This is a genomic window from Sphingobium sp. FW306-1B-F04DB, assembly GCF_058781925.1.
In genome coordinates, this window is record NZ_JBYSXE010000008.1 from 16,084 (window position 1) to 43,050 (window position 26,967).

Annotated in this window: 24 protein-coding genes; 7 read left to right on the forward strand and 17 right to left on the reverse strand. The window is 65.5% G+C overall.

The features are described from left to right. Positions 1-86: 86 nt before the first annotated feature. The 6 genes from AC3WJD_RS06125 to hflK form a co-directional block, all read right to left on the reverse strand. Complete coding sequence (locus AC3WJD_RS06125; protein WP_492745467.1) at positions 87-2,030, reverse strand: OPT family oligopeptide transporter; 1,944 nt, start codon at positions 2,028-2,030, stop codon at positions 87-89. A gap of 59 nt (positions 2,031-2,089) precedes the next feature. Continuing rightward, a complete protein-coding gene (locus tag AC3WJD_RS06130) occupies positions 2,090-2,731 on the reverse strand; it encodes a hypothetical protein (protein WP_492745469.1) in 642 nt (213 codons plus the stop codon). Next, positions 2,731-4,350, reverse strand: coding sequence for a helicase HerA-like domain-containing protein (locus AC3WJD_RS06135; RefSeq protein WP_492745471.1), 1,620 nt, complete (start codon positions 4,348-4,350; stop codon positions 2,731-2,733). The genes AC3WJD_RS06130 and AC3WJD_RS06135 overlap by 1 nt, the downstream gene beginning before the upstream one ends. A gap of 80 nt (positions 4,351-4,430) precedes the next feature. Further along, positions 4,431-5,963, reverse strand: a complete 1,533-nt coding sequence (locus tag AC3WJD_RS06140) for a Do family serine endopeptidase (RefSeq protein ID WP_492745473.1) — start codon at positions 5,961-5,963, stop codon at positions 4,431-4,433. Between the two features lie 106 nt (positions 5,964-6,069). After that, positions 6,070-6,936: a protease modulator HflC gene (gene hflC / locus AC3WJD_RS06145; protein ID WP_492745475.1), complete on the reverse strand. Its 867-nt coding sequence runs from the start codon at positions 6,934-6,936 to the stop codon at positions 6,070-6,072. After that, a complete protein-coding gene (hflK, locus tag AC3WJD_RS06150) occupies positions 6,933-8,042 on the reverse strand; it encodes a protease modulator HflK (RefSeq protein WP_492745477.1) in 1,110 nt (369 codons plus the stop codon). The genes hflC and hflK overlap by 4 nt, the downstream gene beginning before the upstream one ends. 70 nt (positions 8,043-8,112) lie before the next feature. Here hflK and AC3WJD_RS06155 point away from each other — a divergent pair, with 70 nt between their 5' ends. Further along, the gene (locus AC3WJD_RS06155) at positions 8,113-9,081 is read left to right on the forward strand and encodes an Mrp/NBP35 family ATP-binding protein (RefSeq protein ID WP_492745479.1); all 969 of its coding nucleotides are present in this window, start codon (positions 8,113-8,115) and stop codon (positions 9,079-9,081) included. A gap of 33 nt (positions 9,082-9,114) precedes the next feature. Next, the gene (locus AC3WJD_RS06160; RefSeq protein WP_492745480.1) at positions 9,115-9,546 is read left to right on the forward strand and encodes a CoA-binding protein; all 432 of its coding nucleotides are present in this window, start codon (positions 9,115-9,117) and stop codon (positions 9,544-9,546) included. A gap of 131 nt (positions 9,547-9,677) precedes the next feature. On the opposite strand, the gene corA is transcribed toward AC3WJD_RS06160, so the two are convergent. The 6 genes from corA to AC3WJD_RS06190 all read right to left on the reverse strand — a co-directional run bounded on the left by corA (position 9,678) and on the right by AC3WJD_RS06190 (position 16,693). Further along, positions 9,678-10,646, reverse strand: a complete 969-nt coding sequence (corA, locus tag AC3WJD_RS06165) for a magnesium/cobalt transporter CorA (RefSeq protein ID WP_492745482.1) — start codon at positions 10,644-10,646, stop codon at positions 9,678-9,680. 81 nt (positions 10,647-10,727) lie between these two features. Further along, positions 10,728-11,402 (reverse strand): fumarylacetoacetate hydrolase family protein, encoded by a 675-nt coding sequence (locus tag AC3WJD_RS06170; protein ID WP_492745484.1) that lies wholly within the window; start codon positions 11,400-11,402, stop codon positions 10,728-10,730. Between the two features lie 70 nt (positions 11,403-11,472). Then, complete coding sequence (astD, locus tag AC3WJD_RS06175) at positions 11,473-12,924, reverse strand: succinylglutamate-semialdehyde dehydrogenase (RefSeq protein ID WP_492745486.1); 1,452 nt, start codon at positions 12,922-12,924, stop codon at positions 11,473-11,475. Positions 12,925-13,044: 120 nt separating this feature from the next. Beyond that, the gene (locus AC3WJD_RS06180) at positions 13,045-14,241 is read right to left on the reverse strand and encodes an aspartate aminotransferase family protein (RefSeq protein ID WP_492745488.1); all 1,197 of its coding nucleotides are present in this window, start codon (positions 14,239-14,241) and stop codon (positions 13,045-13,047) included. 5 nt (positions 14,242-14,246) lie between these two features. Continuing rightward, a complete protein-coding gene (locus AC3WJD_RS06185; protein WP_492745490.1) occupies positions 14,247-15,671 on the reverse strand; it encodes an FAD-binding oxidoreductase in 1,425 nt (474 codons plus the stop codon). After that, positions 15,668-16,693 (reverse strand): 2-oxoadipate dioxygenase/decarboxylase family protein, encoded by a 1,026-nt coding sequence (locus AC3WJD_RS06190; RefSeq protein WP_492745492.1) that lies wholly within the window; start codon positions 16,691-16,693, stop codon positions 15,668-15,670. Before AC3WJD_RS06190 ends, AC3WJD_RS06185 begins: the two co-directional genes overlap by 4 nt. An 87-nt stretch (positions 16,694-16,780) precedes the next feature. Here AC3WJD_RS06190 and gcvA point away from each other — a divergent pair, with 87 nt between their 5' ends. Then, positions 16,781-17,731: a transcriptional regulator GcvA gene (gene gcvA, locus AC3WJD_RS06195; protein ID WP_492745493.1), complete on the forward strand. Its 951-nt coding sequence runs from the start codon at positions 16,781-16,783 to the stop codon at positions 17,729-17,731. Here gcvA and AC3WJD_RS06200 read toward each other — a convergent pair. Continuing rightward, entirely contained in the window at positions 17,704-18,873 is a 1,170-nt protein-coding gene (locus AC3WJD_RS06200) for a BamA/TamA family outer membrane protein (protein WP_492745494.1), read from the reverse strand. The two genes, gcvA and AC3WJD_RS06200, sit on opposite strands and share 28 nt — an antisense overlap. A gap of 664 nt (positions 18,874-19,537) precedes the next feature. Between AC3WJD_RS06200 and AC3WJD_RS06205 the strand changes: the two genes are divergently transcribed. After that, positions 19,538-20,728: a sensor histidine kinase gene (locus AC3WJD_RS06205; protein WP_492745495.1), complete on the forward strand. Its 1,191-nt coding sequence runs from the start codon at positions 19,538-19,540 to the stop codon at positions 20,726-20,728. Positions 20,729-20,737: 9 nt separating this feature from the next. On the opposite strand, the gene AC3WJD_RS06210 is transcribed toward AC3WJD_RS06205, so the two are convergent. Beyond that, positions 20,738-21,388, reverse strand: a complete 651-nt coding sequence (locus tag AC3WJD_RS06210) for a response regulator (RefSeq protein WP_492745497.1) — start codon at positions 21,386-21,388, stop codon at positions 20,738-20,740. A 254-nt stretch (positions 21,389-21,642) separates the two neighbouring features. Here AC3WJD_RS06210 and AC3WJD_RS06215 point away from each other — a divergent pair, with 254 nt between their 5' ends. From AC3WJD_RS06215 to AC3WJD_RS06225, 3 genes are all read left to right on the forward strand, one after another. Further along, complete coding sequence (locus AC3WJD_RS06215) at positions 21,643-21,999, forward strand: DUF1622 domain-containing protein (RefSeq protein WP_492745499.1); 357 nt, start codon at positions 21,643-21,645, stop codon at positions 21,997-21,999. Positions 22,000-22,114: 115 nt separating this feature from the next. Further along, positions 22,115-22,906, forward strand: a complete 792-nt coding sequence (locus AC3WJD_RS06220) for a DUF2092 domain-containing protein (RefSeq protein ID WP_492745501.1) — start codon at positions 22,115-22,117, stop codon at positions 22,904-22,906. 10 nt (positions 22,907-22,916) lie between these two features. Further along, a complete protein-coding gene (locus AC3WJD_RS06225) occupies positions 22,917-23,582 on the forward strand; it encodes a hypothetical protein (protein ID WP_492745503.1) in 666 nt (221 codons plus the stop codon). Between the two features lie 41 nt (positions 23,583-23,623). Here AC3WJD_RS06225 and AC3WJD_RS06230 read toward each other — a convergent pair whose 3' ends face one another. The 3 genes from AC3WJD_RS06230 to AC3WJD_RS06240 all read right to left on the reverse strand — a co-directional run bounded on the left by AC3WJD_RS06230 (position 23,624) and on the right by AC3WJD_RS06240 (position 26,921). Further along, positions 23,624-24,271 (reverse strand): response regulator, encoded by a 648-nt coding sequence (locus tag AC3WJD_RS06230; RefSeq protein WP_492745505.1) that lies wholly within the window; start codon positions 24,269-24,271, stop codon positions 23,624-23,626. 211 nt (positions 24,272-24,482) lie between these two features. Continuing rightward, positions 24,483-25,337: an acid phosphatase gene (locus tag AC3WJD_RS06235; RefSeq protein WP_492745507.1), complete on the reverse strand. Its 855-nt coding sequence runs from the start codon at positions 25,335-25,337 to the stop codon at positions 24,483-24,485. Between the two features lie 78 nt (positions 25,338-25,415). Further along, entirely contained in the window at positions 25,416-26,921 is a 1,506-nt protein-coding gene (locus AC3WJD_RS06240; RefSeq protein ID WP_492745509.1) for an arylsulfatase, read from the reverse strand. Positions 26,922-26,967: the final 46 nt, after the last annotated feature.

Consider the following 26,967-nt stretch of genomic DNA (forward strand, 5'->3'; position numbering starts at 1 on the left):
CACCAGGCTTCGCGTGGTCCCCCTCCCCGTTCCGGGGAGGATCTCTGCGTCCGCTTCCTACGACATATCAGCCCTAGGCTCCTTGCTCAGATTCCAGCGGCGCGCCTGGCGTTGCGATAGAGCAGCGCGATGATTCCCGTGAACATGATCAGACCGATCGGGAGTGCCCAGGTTTCGAAGCCCTCGCCGACGATCGCGAGCGGCGCGTCGCTGTTGGTGCTCCAGACGAGGCCGGCAAAGGCCACGCCGAACAGGCTCTCGCCGACGATCAGCCCGGTCGCCATCAGCACCCCCATGCGCTTGGCGAATTCGGGATCCGCGGCGCGCTCGGCGCGACGTTCGTAGAAATAGCCGAGCACCGCGCCGACGGGGATCAGCAACGTCAGCGCCATCGGCAGATAGATGCCCATGCCGACGCCCAGCGGCGGCAGGCGCATCTTGCCCGCCTTGCCCAGCGCCTCGTCGATCGCGATGACGACAACACCGATCGCGGCACCGAAGCCGATCAGGCTCCAGTCGAGGTCACCGCCGAGCACGCCCTTGGCGAGCGCCGAGATCAGCGCGGCCTGCGGTGCGGCAAGCGCATTGGCGCCCGCACCCGGCGCGCCCTGGAAACCGAAGGCACCGTTGAGCAGGCTCAGCACGGGCGGGATGACGAGCGAGCCGAAGATCACGCCGAAGACGAGCGCCAACTGCTGCCTCCACGGCGTTGCGCCAACGAGTTGGCCGGTCTTGAGATCCTGCAGATTGTCGTTGGAGATCGTCGCGATCGAGAAAACGATCGCGGTGGTAAAGAGCGCATAGGCGACCAGCGCCTCGGCGCGCGCGGGATCATTGCCATGGCCATAGAGGATCGCGAGCAGCAGCGCAGCGCCAAGCACCGCGAGAATGCCGACACCCGAAACCGGGCTGTTCGATGCACCGATGAGGCCCGCCATATAGCCGCAGACCGCGGCGATCACGACGCCGATGAAGAGGATATAGACGAGCGTGCCCGCGATGACCGGCGCGGCATGCTCGGCGATCGGGCCGCCGGCCGAGAACTGCCAGAGCAGGAAGGCGATCGGGAGGAGCGAGGCGAGGATCGTGCCACCGACGATGCCGATCGGGAGATCGCGCTGTGTGAGCTCAAGTTCCGCGCCGTCCTTGCGTGCGCGCGCGGCGGCCATCGCGCTGCGGATGCCGCTGATGATCGGCCCCATGATCTTGAGCAGCGTCCAGATCGCTGCCACGCCGATCGTGCCCGCGCCGATGAAGCGCACCTCGCTGCGGAAAGTGGTGTCGACCACATCGGACACCGCGCCCGAAACGCCGTGCATCGCGGTCATCACGGGTACGAGACCGCCCCAGCTCAAGAGCATGCCGAACAGCATCGCCGCGCCGACTGAAAGCCCGACGAGATGGCCGACGCCGATCAGCGCCATCGACAGGCTGGTCGAGACGCTGGTCGCGCCCGCGCCGACGCGGAAATAGGTGGCGGCCTCGGCGGCGGCGAGTTTGGTCGCCGCGAGGGTTGCGAAGCCCGCCGAGGCGAGCGAGCTCAGGACGATCGCGCGGAGCCCCTTGGCATTCTCCTCGGCCCCGCCTTCGGTGCCGGCGCCGACCTTGAGCACCTCGGCCGCAGCGACACCCTCGGGATAGGGCAGGTCCGACCCCGTCACCAGCGCGCGGCGGAGCGGCACCGAATACATCACGCCCAATATGCCGCCGATCGCGCAGACCGCGGTGGTCGTCCAATAGGGGAAGCCCTGCCACCAGCCGATCATGACGAGGCCCGGCAGCACGAAGATGATCGCGGCAAGCGTCCCTGCGGCCGAGGCGATCGTCTGGACGATGTTGTTCTCGAGGATGTTGGCGTTCGAGAAGAACCGCAGCACCGCCATCGAGATCACCGCGGCAGGGATAGAGGTGGCGAAGGTCAGACCGACCTTGAGCCCGAGATAGACATTGGCGGCGGTGAAGACGAGCGTGATCAGGCCGCCAAGCACGATGCCGCGCAGCGTCAGTTCGGGGAGTCGGGTTGTTTGCATCGGGGGGTCCTAGAGGCGGGAACGCACGCTGTCATGCCCGGAAAGTGAAGGAAAGCGGATCAGGGCTGGATACGGCGGAAGCGGATGGTGCGGCCATGGCGCGAAAATATGAGCACGCCGTCCACGATCGCGAAGGCCTCGCGCTGGAAATCGGCCTTGCCCATGTCATTGGGCTCGAAGCGGAAGACGAGGTCGTGGCCGGTATCGGGCGTCAGTGCATGAGGGCGATAGGGAATTTCGTACACGGGCAGGTCGGGAACGATCGAGGTTGCGACGATGCCGGGTTCGAGCGGCACGGTGCCGTCCTCTTCGGCATCCACATATTGCGGCTGGTCGCCTCCGGCGAAAGTCACGATCAAGGTCAGGGGAAAGCCGCCAAGCGCTTCCGGATCGGTAAGCCGCGCCGTCAGCCGCCCAAGCGGTGCAGGCGTATCGCTGACCAACGCGAACCGCGGGGGCACGACCTTTGGCTGGCTGGTCAGGTACAGCGTCCCCTGCTCGACGGTCCATTGCCCTTCGGCCTGCTCGTCGAGCGCGCCATAGCTGAGCCCGTAGCGGAAATCGCCATCGGGGCTCAGTTCGAGCGCCGTCGCCATTTCCATCTGGCCACCGTCATAGCGCCCCGCGAGCGAGGCGGGCGTTTCCGCACGCGCCGCCCCCGCACCGAACAACAGGACCACCGCGAGCAGCGCTGTCCGCATCAGCGTCCCTTGAACAGGCCGCCGAGCAGGCCGCGCAGCAGCTGCCCGCCGAGATTGCCGCCGAGCTGTCGCCCGATCGAGCTTGCCGCCGAGCGCGCGGCGGACTGGACCATCTTTTCGGTCATGCTGGGCTTGGCCGCCTCGCGCGCCTGCCGCGCGGCTTCGCGCTCCGCGGCGATACGCTGGCGCTCGGCCTCCTTGGCCTGACGCGCGGCCTCGCGCTCCGCGACGACCCGCGCCTTCTCATCCTCCCTGGCCTGCGCGGCGTCGAGCCTGGCCTGTTCCGCCGCGGCCTTGGCTTCGGCAGCCGCGGCGGCAGCTTCGGCGACCTTGGCGCCCAGCAGTTCCTCAGCGGATTCGCGGTCGATCGCAGTGTCGTATTTGCCGCCGATCGCGTCGGTTTCCCGGATCACGCCGCGCTCGACGGGGGTGACGGGGCCGACGCGCGAGCAGACGGGCTTGATCAGCGTGCGCTGCACCGGCGATGGCGCACCATCGGCCTGGAGCAGCGAGACCAGCGCCTCGCCCACCTTGAGTTCGGTGATCGCCTTGGCGACATCGACATCGGGATTGGCGCGGAAGGTTTCGGCGGCCGACCGGATCGCCTTTTCGTCGCGCGGGGTGAAGGCGCGCAGCGCGTGCTGGACGCGGTTGCCGAGTTGGCCCGCGATATCCTCGGGAATGTCGATGGGATTCTGGGTGATGAAATAGACCCCCACGCCCTTGGAGCGGATGAGGCGGACGACCTGTTCGACCTTGTCGAGCAGTGCTCTGGGCGCCTCGTCGAACAGCAGGTGCGCTTCGTCGAAGAAGAAGACGAGCTTGGGCTTGTCGGGATCGCCGACCTCGGGGAGCGTCTCGAACAGCTCGGACAGCAGCCATAGCAGGAAGGTCGAGTAGAGCTTCGGAGACGCCATGAGCTTGTCGGCGGCGAGGATGTTGACGACTCCTCTGCCCTGATCGTCGAGCTTGAAGAAATCCTCGATGTCGAGCGCGGGTTCGCCGAAGAACCGGTCGCCGCCCTGTGAACGGAGCTGGAGCAGCGAGCGCTGGATCGTACCGATGCTCTGCTTGGAGACATTGCCGTAGGTGGTGGTGAGCTCGTCGGCACGCTCGGCGCAGTGCGCGAGCATCGCCTGCAGATCGTCGAGATCGAGGAGCAGCATCCCGTCCTTGTCGGCGACGTGGAAGGCGATCGTCAGAACACCTTCCTGCACCGCGTTCAGATCCATCAGCCGCGACAGCAGCAGCGGCCCCATTTCAGAGATGGTGGTGCGGATCGGGTGGCCCTGTTCGCCGAACAGGTCCCAGAACTGGACGGGGTTGTCCTTGTACGCCCAGTCGGTATCGCCGAGCTCGGCGGCGCGCGCGAAAAAAGGCTCGTGGACCTTGGCGGTGGGCGATCCCGCCATGGCCATCCCCGACAGGTCACCCTTCACGTCCGCGACGAAAACGGGGACGCCGCTGCGCGAAAAACCCTCGGCGATGCCCTGGAGCGTGACGGTCTTGCCCGTGCCCGTCGCGCCCGCGATCAGGCCGTGACGGTTGGCGCGCCTGAAGTTGAGGATCTGGCGCTCGCCGCCGCCGGTCCCGATGAAGATCCCCGTATCGTCAGCCATATAAGCGCCTCCATATGCCCTGCCCTATTAGCGGCAGGGCATATGGGACGACAAGCGCCGACAATCGGGCGTTTTTCGCGTCAGCGGCTCTTGAGCTTCACGCCGACATAGCGCGAAACGCTCGAGCCACGCGGCTGGACGAGCAGCAGCACGGGCCGGTTGGCCGCCTGCGACGCACGCACCTGGACGTTAAGTTCCTCGGCTGTTGTCGTGGGGCGCTGGTTGGCCGAGAGGATGAGGTCGCCGCGCTGGATGCCCGAATTCGCGGCGTCGCTCGACGGATCGACCGCACCGACCACGACGCCGCGGACATCAGGCGCGAGACCCAGCTGGCGCTGGATCTGCGGGGTCAGCGCCTGAACCGCGAGACCGAGCGCGTCGCGCGTCGCCTGCGCGCCGGTGTCGGTATCGGGTTCGGTCGCTTCGCCGTCAGGACCCGCGAAATTGGCGGCGAGCTGTTCCTCGGGCGGGCGCTGGCCGACCGTGGCGGTGACCGTCATGCGCTTGCCGTTGCGATAGAGCTCGATCGGAATCCGCGTGCCCGGCTTGGTGTTTGCGACCAGGAAGGAGAGCGTGTTGTCGGGCGTCACCGAGGTGTTGTTCACCTTGGTGATGACGTCGCCCTGCTGGATGCCCGCCTTTGCCGCGCCCTCATTGGGCTCGACGCGCGCGATCAGCTCACCGACATTCTTGGGCAGGCCCAGCGAGGCAGCGATGTTCTCGTCGATCGGCTGGAGGCCGACGCCGAGATAGCCGCGCTGGACGCGCGCGCCCGCCTTGAGCGTATCGATGATCGGCTTGGCCTGTTCCGCGGGGATCGCGAAGCCGATGCCGACATTGCCGCCGGTGGGCGAGAAGATCGCCGAGTTGATGCCGATGACGTTGCCGTCGAGGTCGAACATCGGGCCACCCGAATTGCCGAAATTGATCGCGGCATCGGTCTGGATATAGCGGTCATAGGCGCCGCCCTGCCCGGTGTTGCGATGGATCGACGAGACGATGCCCGCGGTGACGGTGCCGCCAAGGCCGAAGGGATTGCCGATCGCGACCACCCAGTCGCCAACGCGCGTCTGCGTCGAATCGCCGAACTTCACGAAGGGCAGGTTGGTCGCGTTGATCTTGAGCAGCGCGAGGTCCGACGCGGGATCGCGGCCGATGAGCTTCGCCTCGTACTCCTTGCGGTCGGGCAGCGTCACCGTGATCGATTCCACGACCGCAGTGCGATTGCCCGGGGCAACGACATGGTTGTTGGTGACAACATAGCCGTCGGCCGAGATGATGAAGCCCGAGCCAAGCGACTGCGCCTCGCGCGTGATCGGGCGGCCGTTGTTGCTGCCACCGCCGAACTGGCCGAAGAAGTCCTGGAAGGGCGTGCCCGCGAACGGATTCTGGTTCTGGACCTGGACGGTCTGCTTGGTCGAGATGTTGACCACGGCGGGCGCGAGCCGCGCGGTCAGGTCGGCGAAACTCATCGGTGCGCCACGTGGCGCGGCGGCGAGCATCGCGCGCTCGTCATTCTGGGCGGTCTGGGCGCCGACAGGGGTATTGGTGCCCATCGTGATCGCCGCGCCGCCGACGAGCAGCGCGGTAGTGATGGCATATGCGTAGCGCACGTTCATAGTCCTCCGACTTTCCTCCGATTGGCGCGATATCCCAGCCTCGCGCGGTTTCCCGCGAGGCTGGAGGGCGCCGGATTAACGCAAATTGAATAGGCGATGTTCAACGCCGACCCTGAAACTCCTTGAGATAGGCATTGTCGGGCGAAAGGATGATCGACGACGAGCCTTCGGGCGACGAGCCGTCGGTACCGAAGGTGCGCTCATAGGACTGCATAGCGCGATAGAAGTCGTAAAAGTCGGGATCCTTGCCGAACGCCCCCGCATAGGTCTTCGCGGCATCGGCATCGGCCTGGGCGCGGATGATCTGCGCCTGCTTCAGCCCCTGCGCCTGGATGGTCAACGCCTCCTGCGCACGCGCGGTACGCATCCGCTCGAGCGCACTTTCAAGGGGTGCACCCTCGGGCAGGTCCGCGCGCTTGATGCGGACGTCGACGATCTCGGCGCCGTATTGGCGTGCGACGCGGTTGAGCCCTTCCTGGATATTGTCCATCACCTGCCCACGCTCGGCACTCAGCAGCGCGGCGAAGGGCCGCTTGCCGAGTTCGTTGCGCAGCGCGGAGCCGAGGACCGGTCGAAGCGCAGAGGCGACGTTCTCGGTATTCTGCGCGGTGATCACCATCCGCAGCGGATCAACGATGCGGAAGCGCGCAAAGGCATCGACCTGCAGCCGGAGCTGGTCGGTCGACAGCACCTGCTGGCGCTCCATCGGGATCGAAAGGATGCGCTTGTCGATCCACGTGATGTTCTCGATGAACGGAACCTTCGCGATCAGGCCCGCTTCGGAGCGGCCAAAGCTTTCCTTCGGGTCGTAGGGATTGATGATGCGCACGGGCTCGCCGAAGCGGAGCACGACGCCCTGACGCGTCTCCGGAACCACTGAGAAGGTGCTCGTGATCAGGATGAGCAAGGCAATGGCAAACAACGCTGTCTGGATCGGATAGCGGCCGATGCGTTCGATCAGGCTCATTGTCCTGCCTCCACCGTCGTCGCGGTCCGCGCGCGCTTCTTGATCTCGGGCAGCGGCAGATAGGGCGTGACCCCGGGCGCCTCGATCACGGTCTTGTCCACCTTGGAGAGAACCTTTTCCATCGTTTCGTAATACATGCGACGGCGTGTCACCTCGGGCGAGAGCCGGTACTGTTCATAGACCTTGTCGAACGCGGCGGCCTCGCCCTGTGCGCGCGCGGTGATTTGCTGCGCATAGGCGCGCGCGCCGTTGAGGTTGGACTCAACCTCCTGCTGCGCCGAAGTCACGCGCTTGAACGCCTCGTTGACCGCACCTGGCGGATCGGCCTGGCTGATCGAGATGCCCTGGATCTGCACGCCCGCCTTATAATCGTCGAGGATGCGCTGCATCGCCAACTGCACCTGCTGTTCCATCGCGGTACGGCCGGGGCCGATCGCCTCGATCAGCGTGAAGTTGGCGACCACCGCACGCATCGCGCTTTCGGCCACCTCCGAAATCGTCTGCTCGGGCTCGGCCAGCTGGAAGAGATATTGCTCCGCGGCGCCGGGCTTGATGTTCCAGCGCACGGTATAGGCGAGGTCGATCAGATTCTGGTCGCCGGTCAGCACCAGATTGTCCTGGTTGCCGCTCGCCTGCCCGATCTGGATCGTGCGGATCGCCTGGATATCGAGTTTTTCGACGCGCTCGATCGGCGCGGGCAGCGAGAAGCCGACGCCGGGCGGCAGCGTACGCGAATATTTGCCGAACTGGGTGATGACGCCCGCCTGTTCGGGGCCGATCCGGTGGACGCTCGTGAGCGCGATCCACACCAGGATGAAGGCAAGCACGATATAGGGCCAGACGGGTTTCCCGCCGGGGCGCGAGAAGCCGCCTCCGCCGCCGAAGAGCTCGCGCAGCTTGGCCGCGATCTGGTCCGCCGCCGACGGCCCCGGGCCGCCGCGATTCCCGCGCGGGCGCCCGCCTTCGGGGGGCCTGCTCCACGGGCTGGGCGGACGATCGCCGCCGCCCGAACCGCCGCCAGAGCCCTTGCCGCCGCCCCATGGGCCGCCGCCACCTTCATTCAGCATTGCGTTCAGCGACGCAAACCACCCCAAATTTTTGTTCATGACGCCCATTATAAGAAGCGCTTTCCGGAAAAACAGTGGCATTGCCCGAAACTCTGCCTATTTGGCGCACATGACCGATACCGACCGCCTTTTGGCCGCCATCGCTCCCATCTCCGCAAACCGCGCTGCCGCTCCCCGACTGAGCGAAGGCCGCGCCAGCCTGATCCTCGACGTGACCGGGCTTTCGGGCGAGGAGCGACTGCAAATGGAGGGCGATATCAAGGCCGCATTGCTCGCGCTGCCCGAGGTGAGCGAGGTCCGCATCGCAATGACGAGCGAGAAGAAGGACCGCCGCCTGATCGTCGTCGGCAGCGGCAAGGGCGGCGTCGGCAAGTCGACCGTCGCGGCCAATCTGGCGATCGCACTCAAGGCGGCAGGTATCAAGGTTGGACTGATCGATGCCGATATCTATGGCCCCTCACAGCCGCGGCTGATGGGGACCGAGGGAGAGCGGCCGCACGCCGAGGACCAGAAACTGATCCCCATCGACAGCCGCTATGGCATCCCGATGCTGTCACTGGGCCATCTCGTGAAGCCGGGACAGGCGATCGCGTGGCGCGGGCCGATGGCGGGCAATGCGCTCGGCCAGTTGATCGACGCGCACTGGGGCGATGCCGAGGTCCTGATCGCCGATCTGCCCCCCGGCACGGGCGATGTCCAGCTTTCGATGATCCAGAAGCACAAGCCCGCGGGCGCGCTGATCGTCTCGACCCCGCAGGATCTGGCGCTGCTCGACGCGACGCGCGCGATTGACCTGTTCAACCAGGCGGGCGTCCCGATCATCGGCCTGGTCGAGAACATGGCGGGCTATCAATGCCCGCATTGCGGCGAGGTCTCCGACCCTTTCGGCACCGGCGGCGCCGAGGCGGCCGCGGGCAGCATGGGCTATCCCTTCCTCGGCCGCATCCCGCTCGACATCGCGATCCGCAAGGCGTCGGACGCTGGCACACCACCCGCGGCGGGTGACGGCGCCGAGGGTGCCGCCTTCCACGCGATTGCCGCGCGGCTTCAGACTTGGTTGAACCAACCGGCGACCTGACCATTTAGGGCATGTGCCACGAAGGAGAGACACATGCGCCTGACTCGTGACGAAGATATCGCCCAGTTGCTGCGTGAGACGCGCACCATCGCGCTCGTCGGCGCTTCGGACCGGCCAGACCGGCCGAGCAACCGGGTGATGGCGTTCCTGCAAAGCCGGGGTTACCGCGTCATCCCGGTCAATCCGCAGATCACGGGCGAGCATGTCCACGGCGAATTCGTCTGGCGCGACCTGTCGCAGCTCGGCGATCCGATCGACATGGTCGACATCTTCCGCCGCCCGGAGGCGGCCGGCGAGGCGGTCGATCAGGCGATCGCCGCGGGTGCCAAGGCGGTCTGGATGCAGCTTGGCGTGATTAACGAGGCCGCCGCCGCGCGCGCCGAGGCGGCGGGGCTGAAGGTGGTGATGGACCGCTGCCCCGCGATCGAGATCCCCCGGCTCGGGTTGGAGCCGATCGAGGCGTAACGCTGACCAGAGCCTGATCGTTTGAGGTGGAAGCGCTTCGCGCTTCCGCCGAAAGCGTGAATCAGGCTCTATTCAAAGAGTTGAGACCTTGATTCACGCTTCAGGCTGATTCAGCCTGAACCGATCAAGGTCTAGAGCCAGTGCGTCCGCTTGAACCGGATATAGAGCGCCGAACAGAGGAACAGCATCACGCCGACCACGACGAAATAGCCGTATTGCGTCCTGAGCTCGGGCATGTTGTCGAAGTTCATTCCGTAGATACCCGCGAGAGCGGTCGGCACCGCAAGGATCGCCGCCCAGGCCGCGAGCTGGCGCGTGCTTTTGCCCTGCCGCTGCTGTTCGAGAAGATTGCTGACCTCGAATACCGACGTCAGGACTTCACGCAGGCTGCCCACCATCGTCTCGACGCGGCGGACATGATCGAGCACGTCGCGGAAATAGGGCCGCACCTCGAGATCGAGGCAGGGCAGATCGAGATTGGCGAGCTTGCTGCACACTTCGGACATCGGCCCGATCACCCGCTGGAACCGGATCAGTTCGCGGCGCAACGTGAAAATGCGCTTCACGTCGTCGCGATCGAGAAATGCGTCGAGCGCGCGCTGCTCCATTTCGAGAACCTCCTCCTCGATCGCCTCGACGATCGGCAGATAGCCGTCGACGATGAAGTCGAGGATCGCGTGGAGCACATAGTCGACGCCGTGGGTCAGCAGCGCCGGCGCCGCCTCGAGTTGGCGGCGTAACTCGGTATGCGCACGCGCTGAACCGTGCCGCACGGTGATGACATGATCCCTGCTGAGAAAGATGGCGGTCTCGCCATAGGCGATATGTTCGCCCTCGAGATGCGCGGTCCGTGCCACGACGAAAAGCTGGCCGTCATAGACATCGACCTTGGGAAGCTGATGCGCCTTGAGCGCATCCTCGACTGCAAGCGGATGCAGGTCGTAATTCTCCTGCAGCACGCGCAGTTCCTGCTCATCTGGCTCGACCAGCCCGATCCAGACGAACTCGCCCCGGTTCGACGAACAATCAACGCGGTGATCGAGCGAGACGGGTCCGACCCGCTGGCCATTGCGATAGAGATAGGCAGCAACGACGCTCATCGAACCCTCACGCGAAATGATTCGGCCGGGGTAACAGATGCGTCGAGCGAGCGGAACGGGGCGAACGGCACGACCGGCGCGCTATACGATCTCGACCTCGAGCGGCGTCAGCCCCTCGACCCGCGCTTCGAGCCGGTTGCCGCGCACGACCGCCCCCACGCCCGCGGGGGTGCCCGTGAAGATCAGGTCGCCCGGCATCAGCCGGATATAGGTCGAAAGCTCGGCGATGATCGCGGGGACGTTCCACAGCATCTCCGATGTTCGGCCGCTCTGACGCATCGCGCCATCGACCAAGAGACTGATCGCGGCATCACTCAGGTCGCCCGCGTCGGCTGAGGGAGTGATCGCGCCGACGGGCGCGGCGGCATCGAAGCTCTTGCCCATGTCCCAGGGGCGGCGCTTATCCTTGGCGGCGCCCTGCAGGTCGCGCCGCGTCATGTCGAGTCCTACGGCATAGCCGAAGACGTGGCGCAGCGCGTCCTCTTCGGCGATGTCGGCGCCGCCCAGTTCGAGTGCCACGACCAGCTCTACCTCATGGTGCAGGTCGTGCGTCCGCGGCGGATAGGGCAGTTTGCCCGGCGTCGTCGGCAGGCAGCTGGCGGGCTTGATGAAGAAAAAGGGCGGTTCGGCCACCGCGTCGCCCATTTCCTTCGCGTGCTCGGCATAGTTGCGCCCGACGCAGAAGATGCGCCCCACCGGAAAGCGGCCACCGCCGACGATCGGGAGCACGGGCTGGACGGGCGGTTCGATGGCCATGATTCTCTCTTCGCCGGGTTGTGACGCGCTACGCCTTACGCAGCGCGTCGGCCCGAGGCCAGCCCGTCATTCAGTCGAGCCCCCTGATCGCCGTGCTCTGGTCGACGGCGCTGTCCGCCTCGAAGCTGGCGACCGGATAGGCGCAATAGTCCGCGGCGTAATAGGCGCTCGGCCGGTGGTTGCCCGACTCGCCAAGCCCGCCAAAGGGCATGTTGGAGGCAGCGCCTGTGGTCGGCCGGTTGCGGTTGATGACGCCCGCGCGCGCGCGGCTCAGGAATTTCTGCCACAGTGCATCCTCGTCGCTGATGAGCCCGGCCGACAGTCCGAAGGCGGTGTTGTTCGCAGCCTGAACCGCCGCGTCGAAATCGGCGACGCGCGTTACCTGCAGGATCGGCGCGAAGATCTCGGCATCGGGCGTATCGACGCCTGTGACGTCGAGCATCGCGGGGGTGACGAAGGCGGGCGAACGATCGAGGATCCTGAAGGGCAGCACGGTCTTCGCACCCCGCCCCTCGAGTGCTTTCACCGCCTCAAGCGCATGCGCGGCGGGCGCGTTGGCGATGAGCGGGCCCATGAAGGGCTCCTGATTGTCGTTCCACGCGCCGATGCGCAGCCGCTGTGCCATCGCCGCGGTCGCTTCGATCACCGCATCGCCATGCGCGCCCTTGGGGACGATAAGGCGACGCGCGCACGAGCAGCGCTGGCCCGTGGTGATGAAGGCCGACTGGACGATGATCGACGCGGTCGCCTGCGGATCGCCGTCCCACGCGATGAGCGGGTTGTTGCCCCCCAGCTCGAGCGCGAGGATGACGTGTGGCTTGTCCGCAAAGAAGCGCCGGAAATAGGTGCCCGCCGCGGCCGATCCGGTGAAGAGCAGCCCGTCGATATCGCCCGCGATCAGCGCCTGCCCCGTGTCGCGTCCACCCTGGACGAGGTTGAAGACGCCCGCGGGAAGCCCCGCCGCGGCCCAGGCCTCGGCCATCAGCTGACCGGTATGCGGGGTGAGCTCGGAGGGCTTGAAGACGACGGTGTCGCCCGCGATCAGCGCGGGAACGATATGGCCGTTGGGCAGGTGCCCGGGGAAGTTGTACGGACCGAGCACCACCATCACGCCATGCGGCCGGTGGCGCAGCACCGCGCGGCCGAAATCCATTGCCGCCTCGCGCGTGCCGGTGCGCTCGGAATAAGCGGCGATCGAGACGCCGACCTTGGCGATCATCGATCCGATCTCTGCGGTGGTTTCCCACAGGGCCTTGCCCGTCTCGCGCGAAATCGCCTCGGCAAAGGCAGGCTTGCGGCGCTCAAGCTGCTCGGCGAAGCGCTTCACCACGGCGATGCGCTCATCGAGCGGTGTTTCCGCCCAGCCCGGAAAAGCCGCGCGCGCGGCGGCAATCGCGGCGGCGCAGTCCTCGATCGTCGCGGCACGGCCATGCCAGACCTGATCGCCCGTCGCGGGATCGAGCGAGGCGAAGGGCTCGCCGCGGCCGCCATTCCAGTGCCCGTTGATGTAGAGGTCGGTCATTGGTTCACCCTTATCGCGCGGTTATCGATCACCGGGACATCGGCGCGGATCGCCCGGAAGCTGGCAATTGTGATGATGGAAAGCAAGGCCGGCGCGACAGCCCCGGCCTCGCGAAGAGCATCAGGCCGCGTTGGCAAGCGTCGCGCGGACCGCGGCGCAGGTCGCCTCGAAGCGGACCAGCGCTTCGCGGGCGTCCTCGAGGGGCATGTTGAGCGGCGGCAGCAGGCGCACGCAGTTTTCACCGCCACCCGCCACGAGCAGCTTCTGGTCGCGCGCAGCGGCCATGAACTCGCGGTTGTTTGTGACCATCTTGACGCCGATCAGCAGGCCCTTGCCACGCACATCGACGATGATGTCGCTGTAACGCGCGGCGATGTCGCGCAGCCCTGCGGACAGCACCTCGGCGACCTTCGCGGCATGGGCGAGCGTCTCGGGGCGCGCGATCTCGTCGAATGCGGCGATGCCGACGGCCATGGCGAGCGGATTGCCGCCGAAGGTCGAGCCATGCGCGCCGAAGGTCATCCCCTTGGCGGCCTCGGCGGTCGCGAGGCAGGCGCCGACGGGGAAGCCGCCGCCCAAGGCTTTCGCGACCGCCATGATGTCGGGCTCGGCGCCCGGAAACCACTGGTGCGCGAACAGCTTGCCCGTGCGGCCCATGCCCGACTGGACCTCGTCATAGATGAGGAGGACGCCCGCCTCGGTGCAGCGGCGGCGCACCTCGAGCAGCCATTCGCCCGAAAGCGCGCGCGCGCCGCCCTCGCCCTGGACGGGCTCGACGATGAGCGCCGCGGCCGTGGGGCGTGCGATCGCCTCGGCAATTGCGTCCATGTCGTCGACGCTCAGCTGGGTGAAGCCAGGCAGGCGCGGGCCAAAGCCGTCGAGATAGGTCGCGTTGCCCGAGGCGTTGACCGCTGCATAGGTGCGGCCGTGGAACGAGCCGCCAAAGCCGATCACGTCGATGCGCTCGGGCTGGCCATTGGCGGCGTGATATTTGCGCGCGGTCTTGAGCGCGCACTCGATCGCCTCCGAGCCCGAATTGCCGAAGAAGACGACATCGGCGAAGCTGTTGGCGGTCAGCCGCTCGGCGAGCTCTTCCTGACCGGGGATGCGGAAGATGTTGGACAGGTGCCAGATCTTGCCCGCCTGCTCGGTAAGCGCGGCGACGAGCCTGGGGTTGGCGTGGCCGAGACCGTTGGTCGCGATACCCGCGACGCAATCGAGCCAGGCTTCGCCGTCCTGCGTGTAGAGCCACGGGCCCACGCCACGTTCGAACACCACGGGTGCGCGGTTATAGACCGCCATGATCCTGTCCGACATTCTCTCTATTCTTCCTCTGTACTGATTGATCCGAAATCGACGCGGCCGAGCGCATGCGGCGCGACCAGATGCTGGATGTCCCCCGCCATGCGGCGGACCGGCTCGGGGACGAAGCGCGCATAGTGACGGATGTTGCGGGGGCCGATGCCATGCTCGGCGCTGAAGCTGCCGCCGAACTGCTCGACGACCTTGGCGAAGACATGATCGTGCACCGCCGCCGTCACTCCAAGGTCGAGCGGCCCATTGGCGCGCGGCCAGACCATGTTGAAGTGCAGGCCGCCGTCGCCCACATGCCCGAAATCATGGACGCTCAGTCCGGGCCAGCGTGCTCCGATCTCGGCCAGCGCCTCGGCGCGGAAGCGCATGACGTCGCCGCGGCGCAGCGCAATGTCGCACGCGACGACCTGCCCCGAGGCGCGCAGGCCTTCGGGGATCGCGTGGCGGATCGCCCAGAGCGCGTCGCGGCGATCGATCGCGATGTCGATGATCGGCGAGTCGGCGCGCTCCATGATCCCGGCCAGCGCCTCGCCCAGCGCATTTTCGAGCGCATCCTCGTCAAGCACCGGACCGCTCGACAGCTCGACCAGCACGGCATAGGGCGGCAGCGCCCCCGGAAAGGGATTTCTGAGCCGCGCGACATGCGCGAAGGCCGCATCGAGCGCGGGGGCAGACATGCCCTCGAACGCGGTGATCAGTGTGCCGAAGCGCGCCTCAAGCAGTGCGAGCAGTTCAAGTGCCGCGTCGGGGCGTCGGAGTGCTACGAGCGCGGTGACCTGCGCGGTCGGCCGGGGCTGGAGCGCAAGCGTCGCGCGCGTGATCACGCCGAGCGATCCCGACGCGCCGGTGAAGAGCTGCTTGAGATCGAGCCCGACATTGTTCTTCCATAGCGCGCCGCCGAGCTCGAGCACCGTGCCTTCGCCATCGGCAAGCACGACCTGAAGTCCGAGCAGATTGCGGCGCACATCGCCATAACGCAGGAAGCGCGCGCCGCCGGTATTGGCGCCGATCATCCCGCCCACCGACGGATCGGCGCCGAGATCGATCGGGAAGAACAATCCATGCTCCGCCGCCGCATCGTTGACCGTCGAGAGCAGCACGCCCGCATCGGTCGTGACGGTGCGGTTGACCGCGTCGATCTCGGGCGGGCGCGCAAGCCTTTCGAGGCTGAGGATCAGCGTATCGCCGCGATCGTCGGCGACACCCGCGCCTACCAGTCCCGTGCGCGCACCCTGCGGCACGACCATCACGCCATGTTCGGCGGCGAGGTGCAGGATCGCGGAAACCTGTTGCGTGCTCGCGGGCCGCAGCACCGCCAGTGCGCGGCCCGTCGGCTGGCGGCCATCCACTTCATAGCGCGCGACATCGGCACGATCGGCGAGAACATGCGCCGCACCGATCGCCTCGGCCAGCGCCATGAGCAGATTACTCATGCGGCCTTGGTCATCGCGAAGATGCCCTGCGCATTGCTACTGTCGAAGCCGAGGTCGAGCCTGCCCGTCGATGGATCCATGTCGCGCGTGATGAATTCGTAGAAGGAACCGGGAACGCTGAGCGTCACCATCGCGCCGTCGCGGTCGACAAAGCTGCGTTCGACCTGATCGGCGCGGAAGGCGGTCTGGCGCACGCGGCCGCTCGCCGACACCTCGACCGCGTCCTTCATCGGCCGGCCGAGCGCACGCTGCGCCTCGGCGAGCGCCTCGACATCGGCGACGCGATCGGTCGCGTGGTTGAAGGCATTGCCCTCGGTCGCGATCCACGCGGCCTCGGACGAGTGCGCGAGCAGCGCCTCGTAATCGGCGAGCGTGGGCGTGTCGTGATGGCAGCCAAAGGCCGCGACGATCTCGGGCAACGCCGCCTCGGCCAACGCAAAGGGCACGGCCGCCGCGGCATCGAACTGCGCCAGTGCCGCCTTCGCCTTCTCGCCCAGCGGATCGCGCGCTTTGCCGAAAACGCGGCGCGCGACGGCCTCGAATTCGGGTCCGAACCGCTCGACATGCAGCTCGCTCACGAAGAACTGGGGAATGCTCTCGGGCGCATCGAGATGACACCAGGCGCGGCCGGTCATCCCCAGTCGGGGCAGCGGGTAGACATTGGCGACGCTGTAGCCGAGCGGTTTGAGGATGCGCGCAAAGGCTTCCTCACCCGCGGGCAGCGCGCCGGTGGGGCCGTCGGCGAAGCGGATCGTGCGCAGCGCGCCATGATCGAAGAACACCCTGCCCCCGCCCGCGGTCACATCTGCGACATAGGCCGCACCCGTGGGAACCCGCCGCAGCAGATCGTCGAACAGCACCACGTTCAGCGCCATCGCGAAGCTCGCGCGCGAAACGATCGCCGCGCCGGCGCTGTCGAGCGCCGGATCGAGCTCGAGCTTGGCGATCGCCGCCTGCGCCGCGTCGATGCCGAGCACCGAGGCCGCCAGTTTCAGGATCACGCTTTCATTCGAACTCGTCATATACGCCTCCACGGGATATGACGATCCCTGCACCACCGCGTGCAGGGCACAAAACGACAAAGCCGCATGTTTATATGAGCATTTGGAATGAGTGACGCATCAAGACGGCTCTTGCCGCCGATGGCCGCGCTGCACTGTTTCGCGGCTGCGGCGCGGCATGGCAGCTTTTCGCGCGCAGGCGAGGAAGTCGGGCTGACGCAGAGTGCGGTCAGCCGACAGATCGCGCATCTGGAAGACTGGTTGCAGACATCGCTGTTCGAGCGCAGGGGCCGGCGCGTTTCCCTGAGCGCCGAGGGCCGCGACTATGCGGATGCGATCATGCCCGCGCTTGAGCGGATTCGCCGCGCCACCGCGCGCGCGCTCGAACGCCGGCCCGAGCGCGAACTGTCGATCGCGACCCTGCCCAGTTTCGGGATGCGCTGGCTCGCGCCGCGCCTGCCGCGCCTGACCGAGCGCCATCCCGGGCTGATCGTCAACTTCCTCGCACGATCGGACGAGTTCGACTTCGCCGATGAACATTTCGACGCGGCGATCCATTTCGGCCTGCCCGACTGGCCGCGCGTCGAGCACGACCTGCTGTTTCGCGAGGAGGCGATCCCTGTCACCGCGCCCGCGCTGCTCGCCGAACACGCGATCGAGACCCCCGCCGACCTCGCGCGGCTGCCGCTGCTCGTCCAGTCATCGCGCCGCAATGCCTGGGCGCAATGGTTCGAACGCGCAGGAGTCGCCGCGGCGACGCCTGCGGTGGGGCCGAGCTTCGAGCATTTCCTGATGCTCGCCCAGGCGGCGGCGGCGGGCGCGGGTGTTGCGCTGATCCCGAGCTTCCTGATCGAGCCCGAGCTGAAATCAGGCGCGCTCGCCTGCCCCTTTGCGCTGCCGATCTCGGGGGAGCAGGCCTATTATCTGGTCTATCCCCCCGACCGCATCGCCAATCCGATGTTCCGGCATTTCAGGGACTGGGTCGTGGATGAGGCGACCGGATCGGACGGGGGCCGCGAGGGTGACGACGCTCAGAAGGCTTCGCCGACGCTGAAATAGAGCGCGTTCGAATCCTTGCCCACGGCATAATCGAGCCGCAGGTTGATGCCCGCCGATTTGGAGGCGCGGTAACGCAGGCCGAACCCGACCGCGGGCAATATCTTGCTATCGCCAAGATCGCCGATATTGGGGGCGATCCCGCCAACGCCGCCGAAAAACACCGCGCCGAACTTGCCGAACAGGTGCTGGCGCAGCTCGACCTGCGTCGCCCAGGAGGCGCGGTCGCGATAACGCCCCATTTCATAGCCCCGAAGGTCGTTTCCCTGCCCATACAGGCACAGATCGTAGAACGGGCCACCCGTGGACACGCCGCAGACCGCGCCATGAACAGCGAGCACCTGTCCTTCGTTGACGGGCAGATAGGCGCTCGCCTTGACCTGCACCTTCTCGTGCGAGAAGTCGCTGCCCAGATCCCTGATGTTGAACATCGCCAGCGCGGTCCCATAGACGCCCTTTTGCGGATTCAGCTGATTGTCGCGGCTGTCATAGGTGACGATCGGCCCGATGGCCGAAAGCTTGCTGTCAAATTCCCTCACCGGAATCTCGATTTCCGGAAAACGCGGATTGTCGCGCCGGACGCTCGAGCTGAGGTCCAGATACTGGTAGCGCGCACCGAGATAGACATTGGGCGCGATGCGATATTGGCCCTGCAGCAGCGCCAGATAGCCCTTGTCGTTGATCTCGATCGAGACGTCGCGATCGCCCGCATTGGGCCCGACGCCGAAAAATTCGACATTGACGTCGGCATAGCCGCCCAACGCGAGCACGCGTATGCGGTCCTTCGCCAGCGCCATGCTGTGGAACGCCGCCACACCCCAGCTCTTGTTGCTGGTGTACATGGCGCCGACCCCCGAAATCCAGGGATCCTTCGACTGGTTGGGGTTGTAAAAGAGGATGCCCGCCAGCGTGATCCCCGATCCCAATGTCGGGCTGGATTGCGGGATCGGGACGATCAGCAGGTCCGTCTTCTTGGCGCGCTCCTTGTCGGCCTCCACGCCCGCATCCGCAAGCTGCTGCGCATCGTCGGTCATTTCGACAACCGGCCGATCGGGAGCCGCAGACGCCTGCTGTCCCAGCGAGAGCAGTACGCCCAGCATCGCGCCGGTGCAGGCCGATTTCTTCGTCAAGCGGCAGGCGAGCATTGGACGGCCCTCCTCATCACCGAGACGTTAAGTGGCCGAGCACACGCCTGATATCAGTGAAAGTCTGGAGGGGGTGCCCTGATTTCCCCCAGAGCATGCGATATCCGGCGAACCGAACGGTGCGTACCGGCCGGCAGCGCCGCTCCGGACGACTCGGATGCACCCGACAAAGAAGCCATTGGCGGCGGGGGAGGAAGTCGCCAATGGCTTAGGGGAGAAGACTGCTGCGGGCCCAATAGTAGCTGTCGGACTCGATGCCGCCAATCGGGACAAACCCCATTTGCAACAATGTCAATTGTAGCCAGCACGATATCCGAAGTATCGGCGTGCAACCCGCGAGTCGCGCAGGCACGGATTTTCCAGTGTTATAGCAAGATCACATGACGATATTGCGACCTTATACTCGACGCACTGTCGGGGAAACGTCGCAGACCAGCATATCCGTTTGCGCCGACCCTTACGGATAAATTCCGATTGCCTCTGGTTTAGTACCTAGTGCATAATGCCGATATCCACCAAGCATTCAGGGCAGGTTCAAAAAAGAAAATTCTGCTGCGGCATCGGGTCCTGTCGCGGAATTGCTGAGCCATCATGCGGAAGGCACGCGGGGGCCTTCTCCGAATGCGGTCCGGCATTGTTGTCCAGGCTAACCGTGGAGTTGGCGATGTCGGATGTGGCCCATCAAAAGTTCCCGCAGAGCAGTTCCTGTTCCAGCGTGTCGTCTCACCCGATAACGCTGTCGCTGCCGCCGATTTTGGCCGGTTCCGGTCCTGAGGCGGGGCCGGCGACAATGGATGGCGCGTGGATAGCGCGGTCGCTGCAGGCGACGATCGACGCCATGCCGGGCGAGACCGCGGTGGTCGACGGCGGCATGCACATCGTCGCGGTAAATCAGGCCTGGCGAACGCTTGGGCTGCCAGGCCATGACGATGCGCATATTGAGCGCGGCATCGGCCCCAACTATGTAACGCTTTGCACGGGCGATAATCCGCAAAGTCGCGACGCCCGCTATATCCGGCTGGGCCTGCGACGCCTGCAGCTGGGGCTGATCCAGCAGTTTGTTCATAATCATTCGGTCGTCATCAACCGCATGCCGCGGCATTTTCTGGTGCATACCGCGCGTCTGCAGCGGGACGAAAATCTGTTCCTCGCCTGTTATACCGACATTACCGACAATCAGCGGCGCCGCGCCGAACGGCGCGAGCATAGCGTTTCGCTGCTCCTCGCCGAGCAGAACGAGCGCAGGCGTATCGCGCGCGAACTGCACGACGAAACCGCCCAGCAACTTGCGCTGATGCAGTTCGGCCTGGCCGCGCTCAAGACTTCCGCGGGCGGCCCTCAGGCGGAGTCGGCCTGTGCGCGTATCGAGCAGGCCCTGGGCGCGGTGCAGCATCAGCTGAGGACACTGAGCTACGTGCTGCATCCCCCCGAACTGCAGGGCATCGGCATCGTCAAGGCGCTGGCCAGTTTCGTACGGGGCTTCGCACGCCGCGCCGATCTGGTGGCAGAGTTCATCAATGATGCCGGCGCCTTGCGGGTGTCGAGCGACGTCGAGGTGGCGCTGTACCGCGTGGCACAGGAGGCGCTTGCCAATATCCAGAAGCACGCCGTCGCATCGCACGTCACCGTCCGTCTCGACAGGGAGGCGGGCGATCTGGTGCTCGAGATCGCGGACAACGGTATCGGCATCACCGACAGCTTGCTGCGAAGCGGCGGTGCGAATGGACTGGGCGTCGGGTTGATCGGCATGCGCGAGCGGCTCGAAGCTATCGCGGGGCGGTTCGAGATTTCCCGGCTGCCGCTCGGGACGATGGTAACGGCGCGCGTGCCCTATCGAGCGGTTCGCGCCGCCTGACCCCCCGGATCAGGGCTGGACGATGCTGTTGCGCACCGCGTAGCGGACCAGTTCCGCGGTCGTCTTGAGCTTGAGCTTGTGCATCGTCGCGGCGCGATGCGTTTCGACGGTCTTGACGCTGATCGCGAGGATGTGCGCGATCTCCTTGTTGATCTTGCCCTCGGCGATGAGTTGCACGACCTCGCGCTCGCGCGGGGTGAGCACCGCGGCGTTCTGGGCAGTGTCCTCGTTCTCCAGAAAATGGTCGAGCAGCGTCTGCGAAATCGCGCCCGAGAAATAGGGTTTGCGGTTCGCGAGCGCCTCGACCGCGGCGATCAGATGCTGCCCCGAGTCGGATTTGAGAACATAACCGCGCGCCCCCGCGCGCAGCACATCGGCAAGAATGTCCTCGCGATCGTGCATCGTGTAGATCAGCACTTCTACCTGCGGCAGCTCGCGCTTGAGCGCACGCGTCAGATCGAGGCCGTTCATTAGCGGCAGCGAATAGTCGATGATCGCGATATCGGGCTGGGTCTGGATCGCAAGTTCGAGCGCCATGTGCCCGTCCGACGCCTCTGCGACGACTCGCCATTCGCTGTGAGCCTCGAGAAAGCTGCGCACCCCCTGCCGCATCGCGTCATGATCGTCAGCTATCAATATCCTGCGCAGCGGATTTCCCATCATCTCGCCTTCAGAATGTCCGGGCCCGGCAGCCCGATCGCGCCGCGACACTGCCGCGGTACGCCGCGCTACGAAATCATGGCCCATCATTGCCGCCCTGCGGCGATGCGCAATCGGGGAATACCCGTGGATCGGCGCGAAAACCACCGTGCCGCGCACCATTGGCCACCGACATCCGTTTCCGCCTCAGCAGAATGCCCGATTGCGGACACGATGACGCGATGCAAGCTGGCTGCGGAAGGAGACCGGTTGCCATGGAAGAAACGCTCAAGGTCATTGCGTCCTATTCGGCCCTCATGCTTGAGCTGACGGTGGTGATCATCGTCGCCTATGGCGCAGCCGAAGCGCTTTTCCGCGTCCTCATCCGTCTGGCGACGCAGCGGCCCGCGACCTGGTCGCGCCGCGCGGTCTGGCTGCGCTTTGCGACGTGGATCCTGCTGGCGCTCGAATTCGCGCTGGGCGCCGACATCATCCGCACCGCCGTGGCGCCGACCTGGGACGATATCGGAAAGCTGGCCGCAATCGCTACAATCCGGACGGGACTGAGCTTCTTCCTCGAGCGCGACATCGAGGAATTCGACCCCGAAGCGGCGTCGGGCGGCAACACTTAGCGCGCCGCCGCCCATGGGGAATCTTGTCGGGGTTTCTCGGTGAGAATCCGGATAGCATCCGCCGCCAGTTGGTTCAGTGTACGAGTCCGAAAACGGGGTGACGCTGGAGGATTTCATGCGAAGAACCACAGGTTGTGCGGCCTGCGCCGCGTTGGCGATCACGCTTCTGCCTTCAGGACTGATGGCGCAGGCCGCCCCAGCCCCCGCCACAGCTGCAGCGACAACCGACAAGGCGGCGCCCGAGCGTGATCCGGCGGCCATCGCCGCGCTCGAACGCATGGGCGCGTCGCTGCGCAAGCTCACCAGTTTCGAGGTTTCCGGCGATGCGACGACCGAGGAAGTGCTGACGACGGGACAGAAGATCCAATATTCGGGAACGATCGAGATCAAGGCACGCCGGCCCGATCGCCTGCGCGTCGACTCGCACTCGGATCGCAAGTCGCGCAACATCTATTATGACGGCAAGAGCGTCACGGTCTTCGCACCCAATCTCGGCTTTTACGGTTCGGTGCCGGCGCCGGCGACGATTCGTGAGATGCTGACCCAGGCTCAGGCAAAGCACGGGATCGAATTCCCGCTCGCCGACCTGTTCGATCTGGGGCAGGACCCCGCGCTGACCGCGCGCATCACGTCCGCATTCCATGCGGGTGCCGAGCATATCGGCGGCGTGCTGTGTGACCAGTATGCGATGCGGCAGCCCAACGTAGACTGGCAGATCTGGATCAGTCAGGGCGAGCAGGCGCTCCCGTACAAGATGGTTATCACCAGCACCGATGACCCCAGCATGCCGCAATATGTCGCGGTGATGAAATGGAACCCGGCAGCTGCCTTGACGGACGCCGACTTCACGTTCCAGCCGCCGGAGAAGGCGAAAAAAATCACCATCGGGACGATCAATCCGAATTGAGGACAGGACGATGATCAGCAAATCAGCAAGCTCGATATTGGGCCTCGCGACCTGCCTGGCCATATCGGTGACACCGATTTCCGCGTCAGCCGCGGAAATCGAGGCCCCTCCGCCGATCAACCAGTCAATCGCGGGCTCTGACGCAGATGCCGCCTGGGCCTTTCAGCGGCGCGGCGGCGGCGGAGGTGCCAAATCCCGGCCCAGCGGCGGCGGTGGCCAGCGTGCCCGGCCCAGCGGCGGCAGTGCGCAAGCGCGGCCGGCGACCCGGCCTTCGGGAAGTGCAAGTCGCCCGGCAACCCGTCCGGGCGCGGGCGGCGGCGGGCAGCAGCAACAGGTCCGGCGCAACGCCAACGCCAATATCAATCACAACGCCAATGTGAACCAGAACATCAACCGCAACACCAACATCAACCGCGACGTCAACGTGAATGTCGACCATGATTATCACGGCTGGGGCGACGACTGGGACTATCACCCCGTAGCGAGGGCAGCGGCGGTGACGACCGCGGCGGTGGTGACGGCGGCGGCAATTGGCTCGATGACGCGGACGCTTCCGCCGAGTTGCGGGACCGTCATCGTCAACGGCTTCAGCTACTATCAATGCGGAAGCACATGGTATCAGCCGCAGTATTCGGGGACGACGGTGCAGTACGTCGTCATCAATCCGCCGCAATGAGGTTCGGGGCGGCCGCGGCTCCCAAGGCGGCCCCCCACACCTCAAGCCTGGACGATGTTGTTCCTGACCGCATAGCGCACCAGTTCCGCCGTCGTTCTGAGCTTGAGCTTGCTCATCGATGCCGCACGATGCGTTTCGACGGTCTTGACGCTGATGCTGAGGATGTTGCCGATCTCCTTGTTGATCCGCCCCTCGGCGATCAGCTGGACGACCTCGCGCTCGCGGTGCGTGAGCGTCGTGCCGTCGATATCTCCCTTCGAATCCAGAAAACTGCTGAGCAGCGTTTCCGAGATCGCGCCCGAAAAATAGGGCCTGCGGATGGCGAGCGCGTCGACCGCGGCGAGCAGGTGCCGCCCCGCATCGGACTTCAGCACATAGCCGCGCGCGCCCGCGCGCAGCGCCTCGACGACCATGTCCTCGCGGTCATGCATCGTATAGAGGAGTATCTCGAGCCGTGGCAGTTCGCGGCGCAGCTGACGGGTGAGATCGAGGCCGTTGAGCTGGGGCAGCGAATAGTCGAGCACGGCGATGTCGGGCTGCATTTCGCGGGCGAGCTCGAGCGCGGTGTGGCCGTCCACTGCCTCTGCCACCACCACCCAATCCGGGCGCGCTTGCAGCAGTGCCCTTATGCCGTGGCGCATCAGATCATGATCGTCAGCGATCAATATGCGTCGTTGCGGAGTCGTCATGATTCCCCTTCACAACTCGACCGAGCCGCCAGCGGCCATCGGGCGGCACCGGTTGCCGGGCGCCGACGGCCCAAAGCGCATACTCGGCCGTTACTGGACAAAATACTATCAGGGTAAACCCTGAGCCGATCGCCTGATAAGTGCCGATATTCGTTTTCGCCCGCGTCGTTTGGGGATCACCATCATGTCGGATCCCGGAGGAGGCCGGCAGTCATGGGACCGCCAGCGAGGCGGCCTCCGCTGTGCAGTCACCGGTCGGCTTTGCACCGGCCTGCTTCGCTGCCGCCACTTCGGCGCGTGCGGCATCGAGATCGACGCGGAAGGGGGGATCAGCATGCAGCCGCGCCACGGTGGCGGCGGCGATCACGCGGCCCGCATCGACATCGCTTTGCCAGTGTGCATCGCAGACCACGCGGCTCTGCCCGAAATCGCGCCCGCGCTGGAACAGCGCGTCGGCGCGATCGGGGTTGAGCTCGGCGAGGACCAGCGCAAAACCCCAGCCGAGGGCGCTGTGCCCCGAGGGATAGGAACCGTCGCCGCGCAGCAGCGCCTCATCCTTGGGATAGCAGGTCGCGGCCTTGTGGACGACGAAGGGGCGTGTGCGCTGGTATTTGTTCTTCGCGCCGTAGGTCGAGAGGCCGACATCGATCAGCATCCGGCCCATCAGGCCGTAGAGTTTCGGTGTCGCTTCCTTCGTGATCGCGAAACCCATGGCGCACGAGAAATCGTCGGGAATTTGCGGGAAGCCGATCACCGCGTCGGTGGCGGCGCGTGCGAAGCGCGGCGTGCCGCGGAGCCTGTTCGCCGCACGCCGCGCTTCCTCGTCGCGCCCCATCGCCGCCGACCCCGGGGCGGGCGGTGGCGGGAGCAGCACGAGACTGTCCGGAAGCTTGTCACGCGGCAGATAGCCGGGCGGCAGCTTCATCTTGTCCACGGCGCCTGGATTGGCGGCCGAGCCGCTCGCCGGCTGATTCTGGGTCGCGCCGGTTGAGTGGATCATGAGCGCCACCAGCATTGCCGAAGCGGCCGCCCCGCGGCGCCGGCCAAGCAAAGGATCGACGGCCATCACCAAGCTCCTTTGTGACACTCGCAGTGCCGGAAGGGCGGAACGAACCGCCCTTCCAAGCTCTGAGCAGGCTTTGCCCTAACGTTGTGCCGTCGTCATGGCCTCCATTTTCTCGACGACCTGATCGATCGAGAAGCTCGCGGCCTTCTGGCGCGGCGGGAATTCCTTGAAGGTCGACAGGAAGCGGGCAACGATGTCTTGCGCAGGAATGGCCAGGAACGCATGCTGGAAGCACCAGTCGTAGTAGGTATTCGACGTGATGTCCGCGAATTCATAAGGGTCCGTCCGCACGTTAAACATCTTTGGCACCCTGAGCGCCGTAAACGGCTCCGCCCACACGCGCAGCGTGCCCGGGCATCTCTGTTCCAGGAACACCATCTTCCAATTGTCAAAGCGAAGCGCGATGACGTCGCCATCGTCGCTGAAGTAGATGAATCCCTGCCGTGGGCTCTTGTCGGCTTTTCCCGTCAGCAGGGCCGAGATGTCGTAGCCGTCCAGATGCACCTTATATTTGTTTTTCTGCCACGTGACGCCCTTTTTAAGGTCTTCGGCGACCGTCGTGTTGCCCGCTATCGCCGCGAACGTCGGGAACCAGTCATGGTGCCCAACGATTTCGTTGCAGACTGATCCCGCGGCGATCTTGCCCGACCAGCGCACCAGCGCTGGAACGCGGAATGCACCCTCCCAGCAAGTGTTCTTCTCGCTACGGAATGGTGTCGTGCCGGCATCGGGCCATGTGTTCATGTGCGGCCCGTTGTCGGTTGAATAAAAGACGACCGTGTCGTCGGCGATGCCGAGTTCGTCGAGCAGATCGAGCAGCTCACCGACATGCTTGTCATGATCGATCATCACGTCATGATATTCCGATTGCCAGCGTCCGGACTGCCCCAGGCTCGATGGCTTGGCGTGCGTGTAGGCATGCATGTGCGTCGTGTTGAACCACACGAAGAATGGCGTGTCGGCATCCTTTTGGCTTTTGACGAAATCCTTGGCGGCAGCCAGGAATTCCTCGTCCACCGTTTCCATGCGCTTCCTCGTGAGGGGGCCGGTATTGTCGATCTTCTGGCCGCCCTTGCCGTCCGCCCAGCAATGCAGCACCCCGCGCGGGCCGAACTTTTTCTTGAAATCCGGGAATTCCTTTTCATCCGGATAGTCCCGATGTTCCGGTTCTTCCTCGGCATTCAAATGGTAGAGATTGCCAAAGAACTCGTCGAAACCGTGCATCGTCGGCAGGTGCTCGTCCTTGTCGCCCAAATGGTTCTTGCCGAACTGGCCTGTGGCGTACCCCTGTTCCTTGAGCATGCGCGCTATCGTCGGGTCTTCCTTGCGCATGCCGAGCGCCGCGCCCGGAAGCCCCACTTTGGTGAGGCCAGTGCGCAAACCCGCCTGGCCCGTAATGAACGAAGCTCGACCGGCGGTGCACGACTGCTCCGCATAATAGTCGGTGAAGAGCATGCCTTCTTTTGCGACGCGGTCGATGTTGGGCGTCTTGTAGCCCATCAATCCGTGCGTGTAGCAGCTCAGATTGCTCTGGCCGATGTCATCGCCCCAGATCACGAGGATGTTGGGCTTACCGTTGGGCATGGGGAGTCTCCATCGCGGAATTGGAAACGAAACCTTGCATTTGAGG

Excerpts from the sequence above, each read along its gene's own strand:
- AC3WJD_RS06125 (WP_492745467.1), bottom strand. The coding sequence starts at position 2,030 with ATGCAAACAACCCGACTCCCCGAACTGACGCTGCGCGGCATCGTGCTT.
- AC3WJD_RS06130 (WP_492745469.1), bottom strand. The coding sequence starts at position 2,731 with ATGCGGACAGCGCTGCTCGCGGTGGTCCTGTTGTTCGGTGCGGGGGCG.
- AC3WJD_RS06135 (WP_492745471.1), bottom strand. The coding sequence starts at position 4,350 with ATGGCTGACGATACGGGGATCTTCATCGGGACCGGCGGCGGCGAGCGC.
- hflC (WP_492745475.1), bottom strand. The coding sequence starts at position 6,936 with ATGAGCCTGATCGAACGCATCGGCCGCTATCCGATCCAGACAGCGTTG.
- hflK (WP_492745477.1), bottom strand. The coding sequence starts at position 8,042 with ATGAACAAAAATTTGGGGTGGTTTGCGTCGCTGAACGCAATGCTGAAT.
- AC3WJD_RS06155 (WP_492745479.1), top strand. The coding sequence starts at position 8,113 with ATGACCGATACCGACCGCCTTTTGGCCGCCATCGCTCCCATCTCCGCA.
- AC3WJD_RS06160 (WP_492745480.1), top strand. The coding sequence starts at position 9,115 with ATGCGCCTGACTCGTGACGAAGATATCGCCCAGTTGCTGCGTGAGACG.
- corA (WP_492745482.1), bottom strand. The coding sequence starts at position 10,646 with ATGAGCGTCGTTGCTGCCTATCTCTATCGCAATGGCCAGCGGGTCGGA.
- AC3WJD_RS06170 (WP_492745484.1), bottom strand. The coding sequence starts at position 11,402 with ATGGCCATCGAACCGCCCGTCCAGCCCGTGCTCCCGATCGTCGGCGGT.
- astD (WP_492745486.1), bottom strand. The coding sequence starts at position 12,924 with ATGACCGACCTCTACATCAACGGGCACTGGAATGGCGGCCGCGGCGAG.
- AC3WJD_RS06180 (WP_492745488.1), bottom strand. The coding sequence starts at position 14,241 with ATGTCGGACAGGATCATGGCGGTCTATAACCGCGCACCCGTGGTGTTC.
- AC3WJD_RS06185 (WP_492745490.1), bottom strand. The coding sequence starts at position 15,671 with ATGAGTAATCTGCTCATGGCGCTGGCCGAGGCGATCGGTGCGGCGCAT.
- AC3WJD_RS06190 (WP_492745492.1), bottom strand. The coding sequence starts at position 16,693 with ATGACGAGTTCGAATGAAAGCGTGATCCTGAAACTGGCGGCCTCGGTG.
- gcvA (WP_492745493.1), top strand. The coding sequence starts at position 16,781 with ATGAGTGACGCATCAAGACGGCTCTTGCCGCCGATGGCCGCGCTGCAC.
- AC3WJD_RS06200 (WP_492745494.1), bottom strand. The coding sequence starts at position 18,873 with ATGCTCGCCTGCCGCTTGACGAAGAAATCGGCCTGCACCGGCGCGATG.
- AC3WJD_RS06205 (WP_492745495.1), top strand. The coding sequence starts at position 19,538 with ATGTCGGATGTGGCCCATCAAAAGTTCCCGCAGAGCAGTTCCTGTTCC.
- AC3WJD_RS06210 (WP_492745497.1), bottom strand. The coding sequence starts at position 21,388 with ATGGGAAATCCGCTGCGCAGGATATTGATAGCTGACGATCATGACGCG.
- AC3WJD_RS06215 (WP_492745499.1), top strand. The coding sequence starts at position 21,643 with ATGGAAGAAACGCTCAAGGTCATTGCGTCCTATTCGGCCCTCATGCTT.
- AC3WJD_RS06220 (WP_492745501.1), top strand. The coding sequence starts at position 22,115 with ATGCGAAGAACCACAGGTTGTGCGGCCTGCGCCGCGTTGGCGATCACG.
- AC3WJD_RS06225 (WP_492745503.1), top strand. The coding sequence starts at position 22,917 with ATGATCAGCAAATCAGCAAGCTCGATATTGGGCCTCGCGACCTGCCTG.
- AC3WJD_RS06230 (WP_492745505.1), bottom strand. The coding sequence starts at position 24,271 with ATGACGACTCCGCAACGACGCATATTGATCGCTGACGATCATGATCTG.
- AC3WJD_RS06235 (WP_492745507.1), bottom strand. The coding sequence starts at position 25,337 with ATGGCCGTCGATCCTTTGCTTGGCCGGCGCCGCGGGGCGGCCGCTTCG.
- AC3WJD_RS06240 (WP_492745509.1), bottom strand. The coding sequence starts at position 26,921 with ATGCCCAACGGTAAGCCCAACATCCTCGTGATCTGGGGCGATGACATC.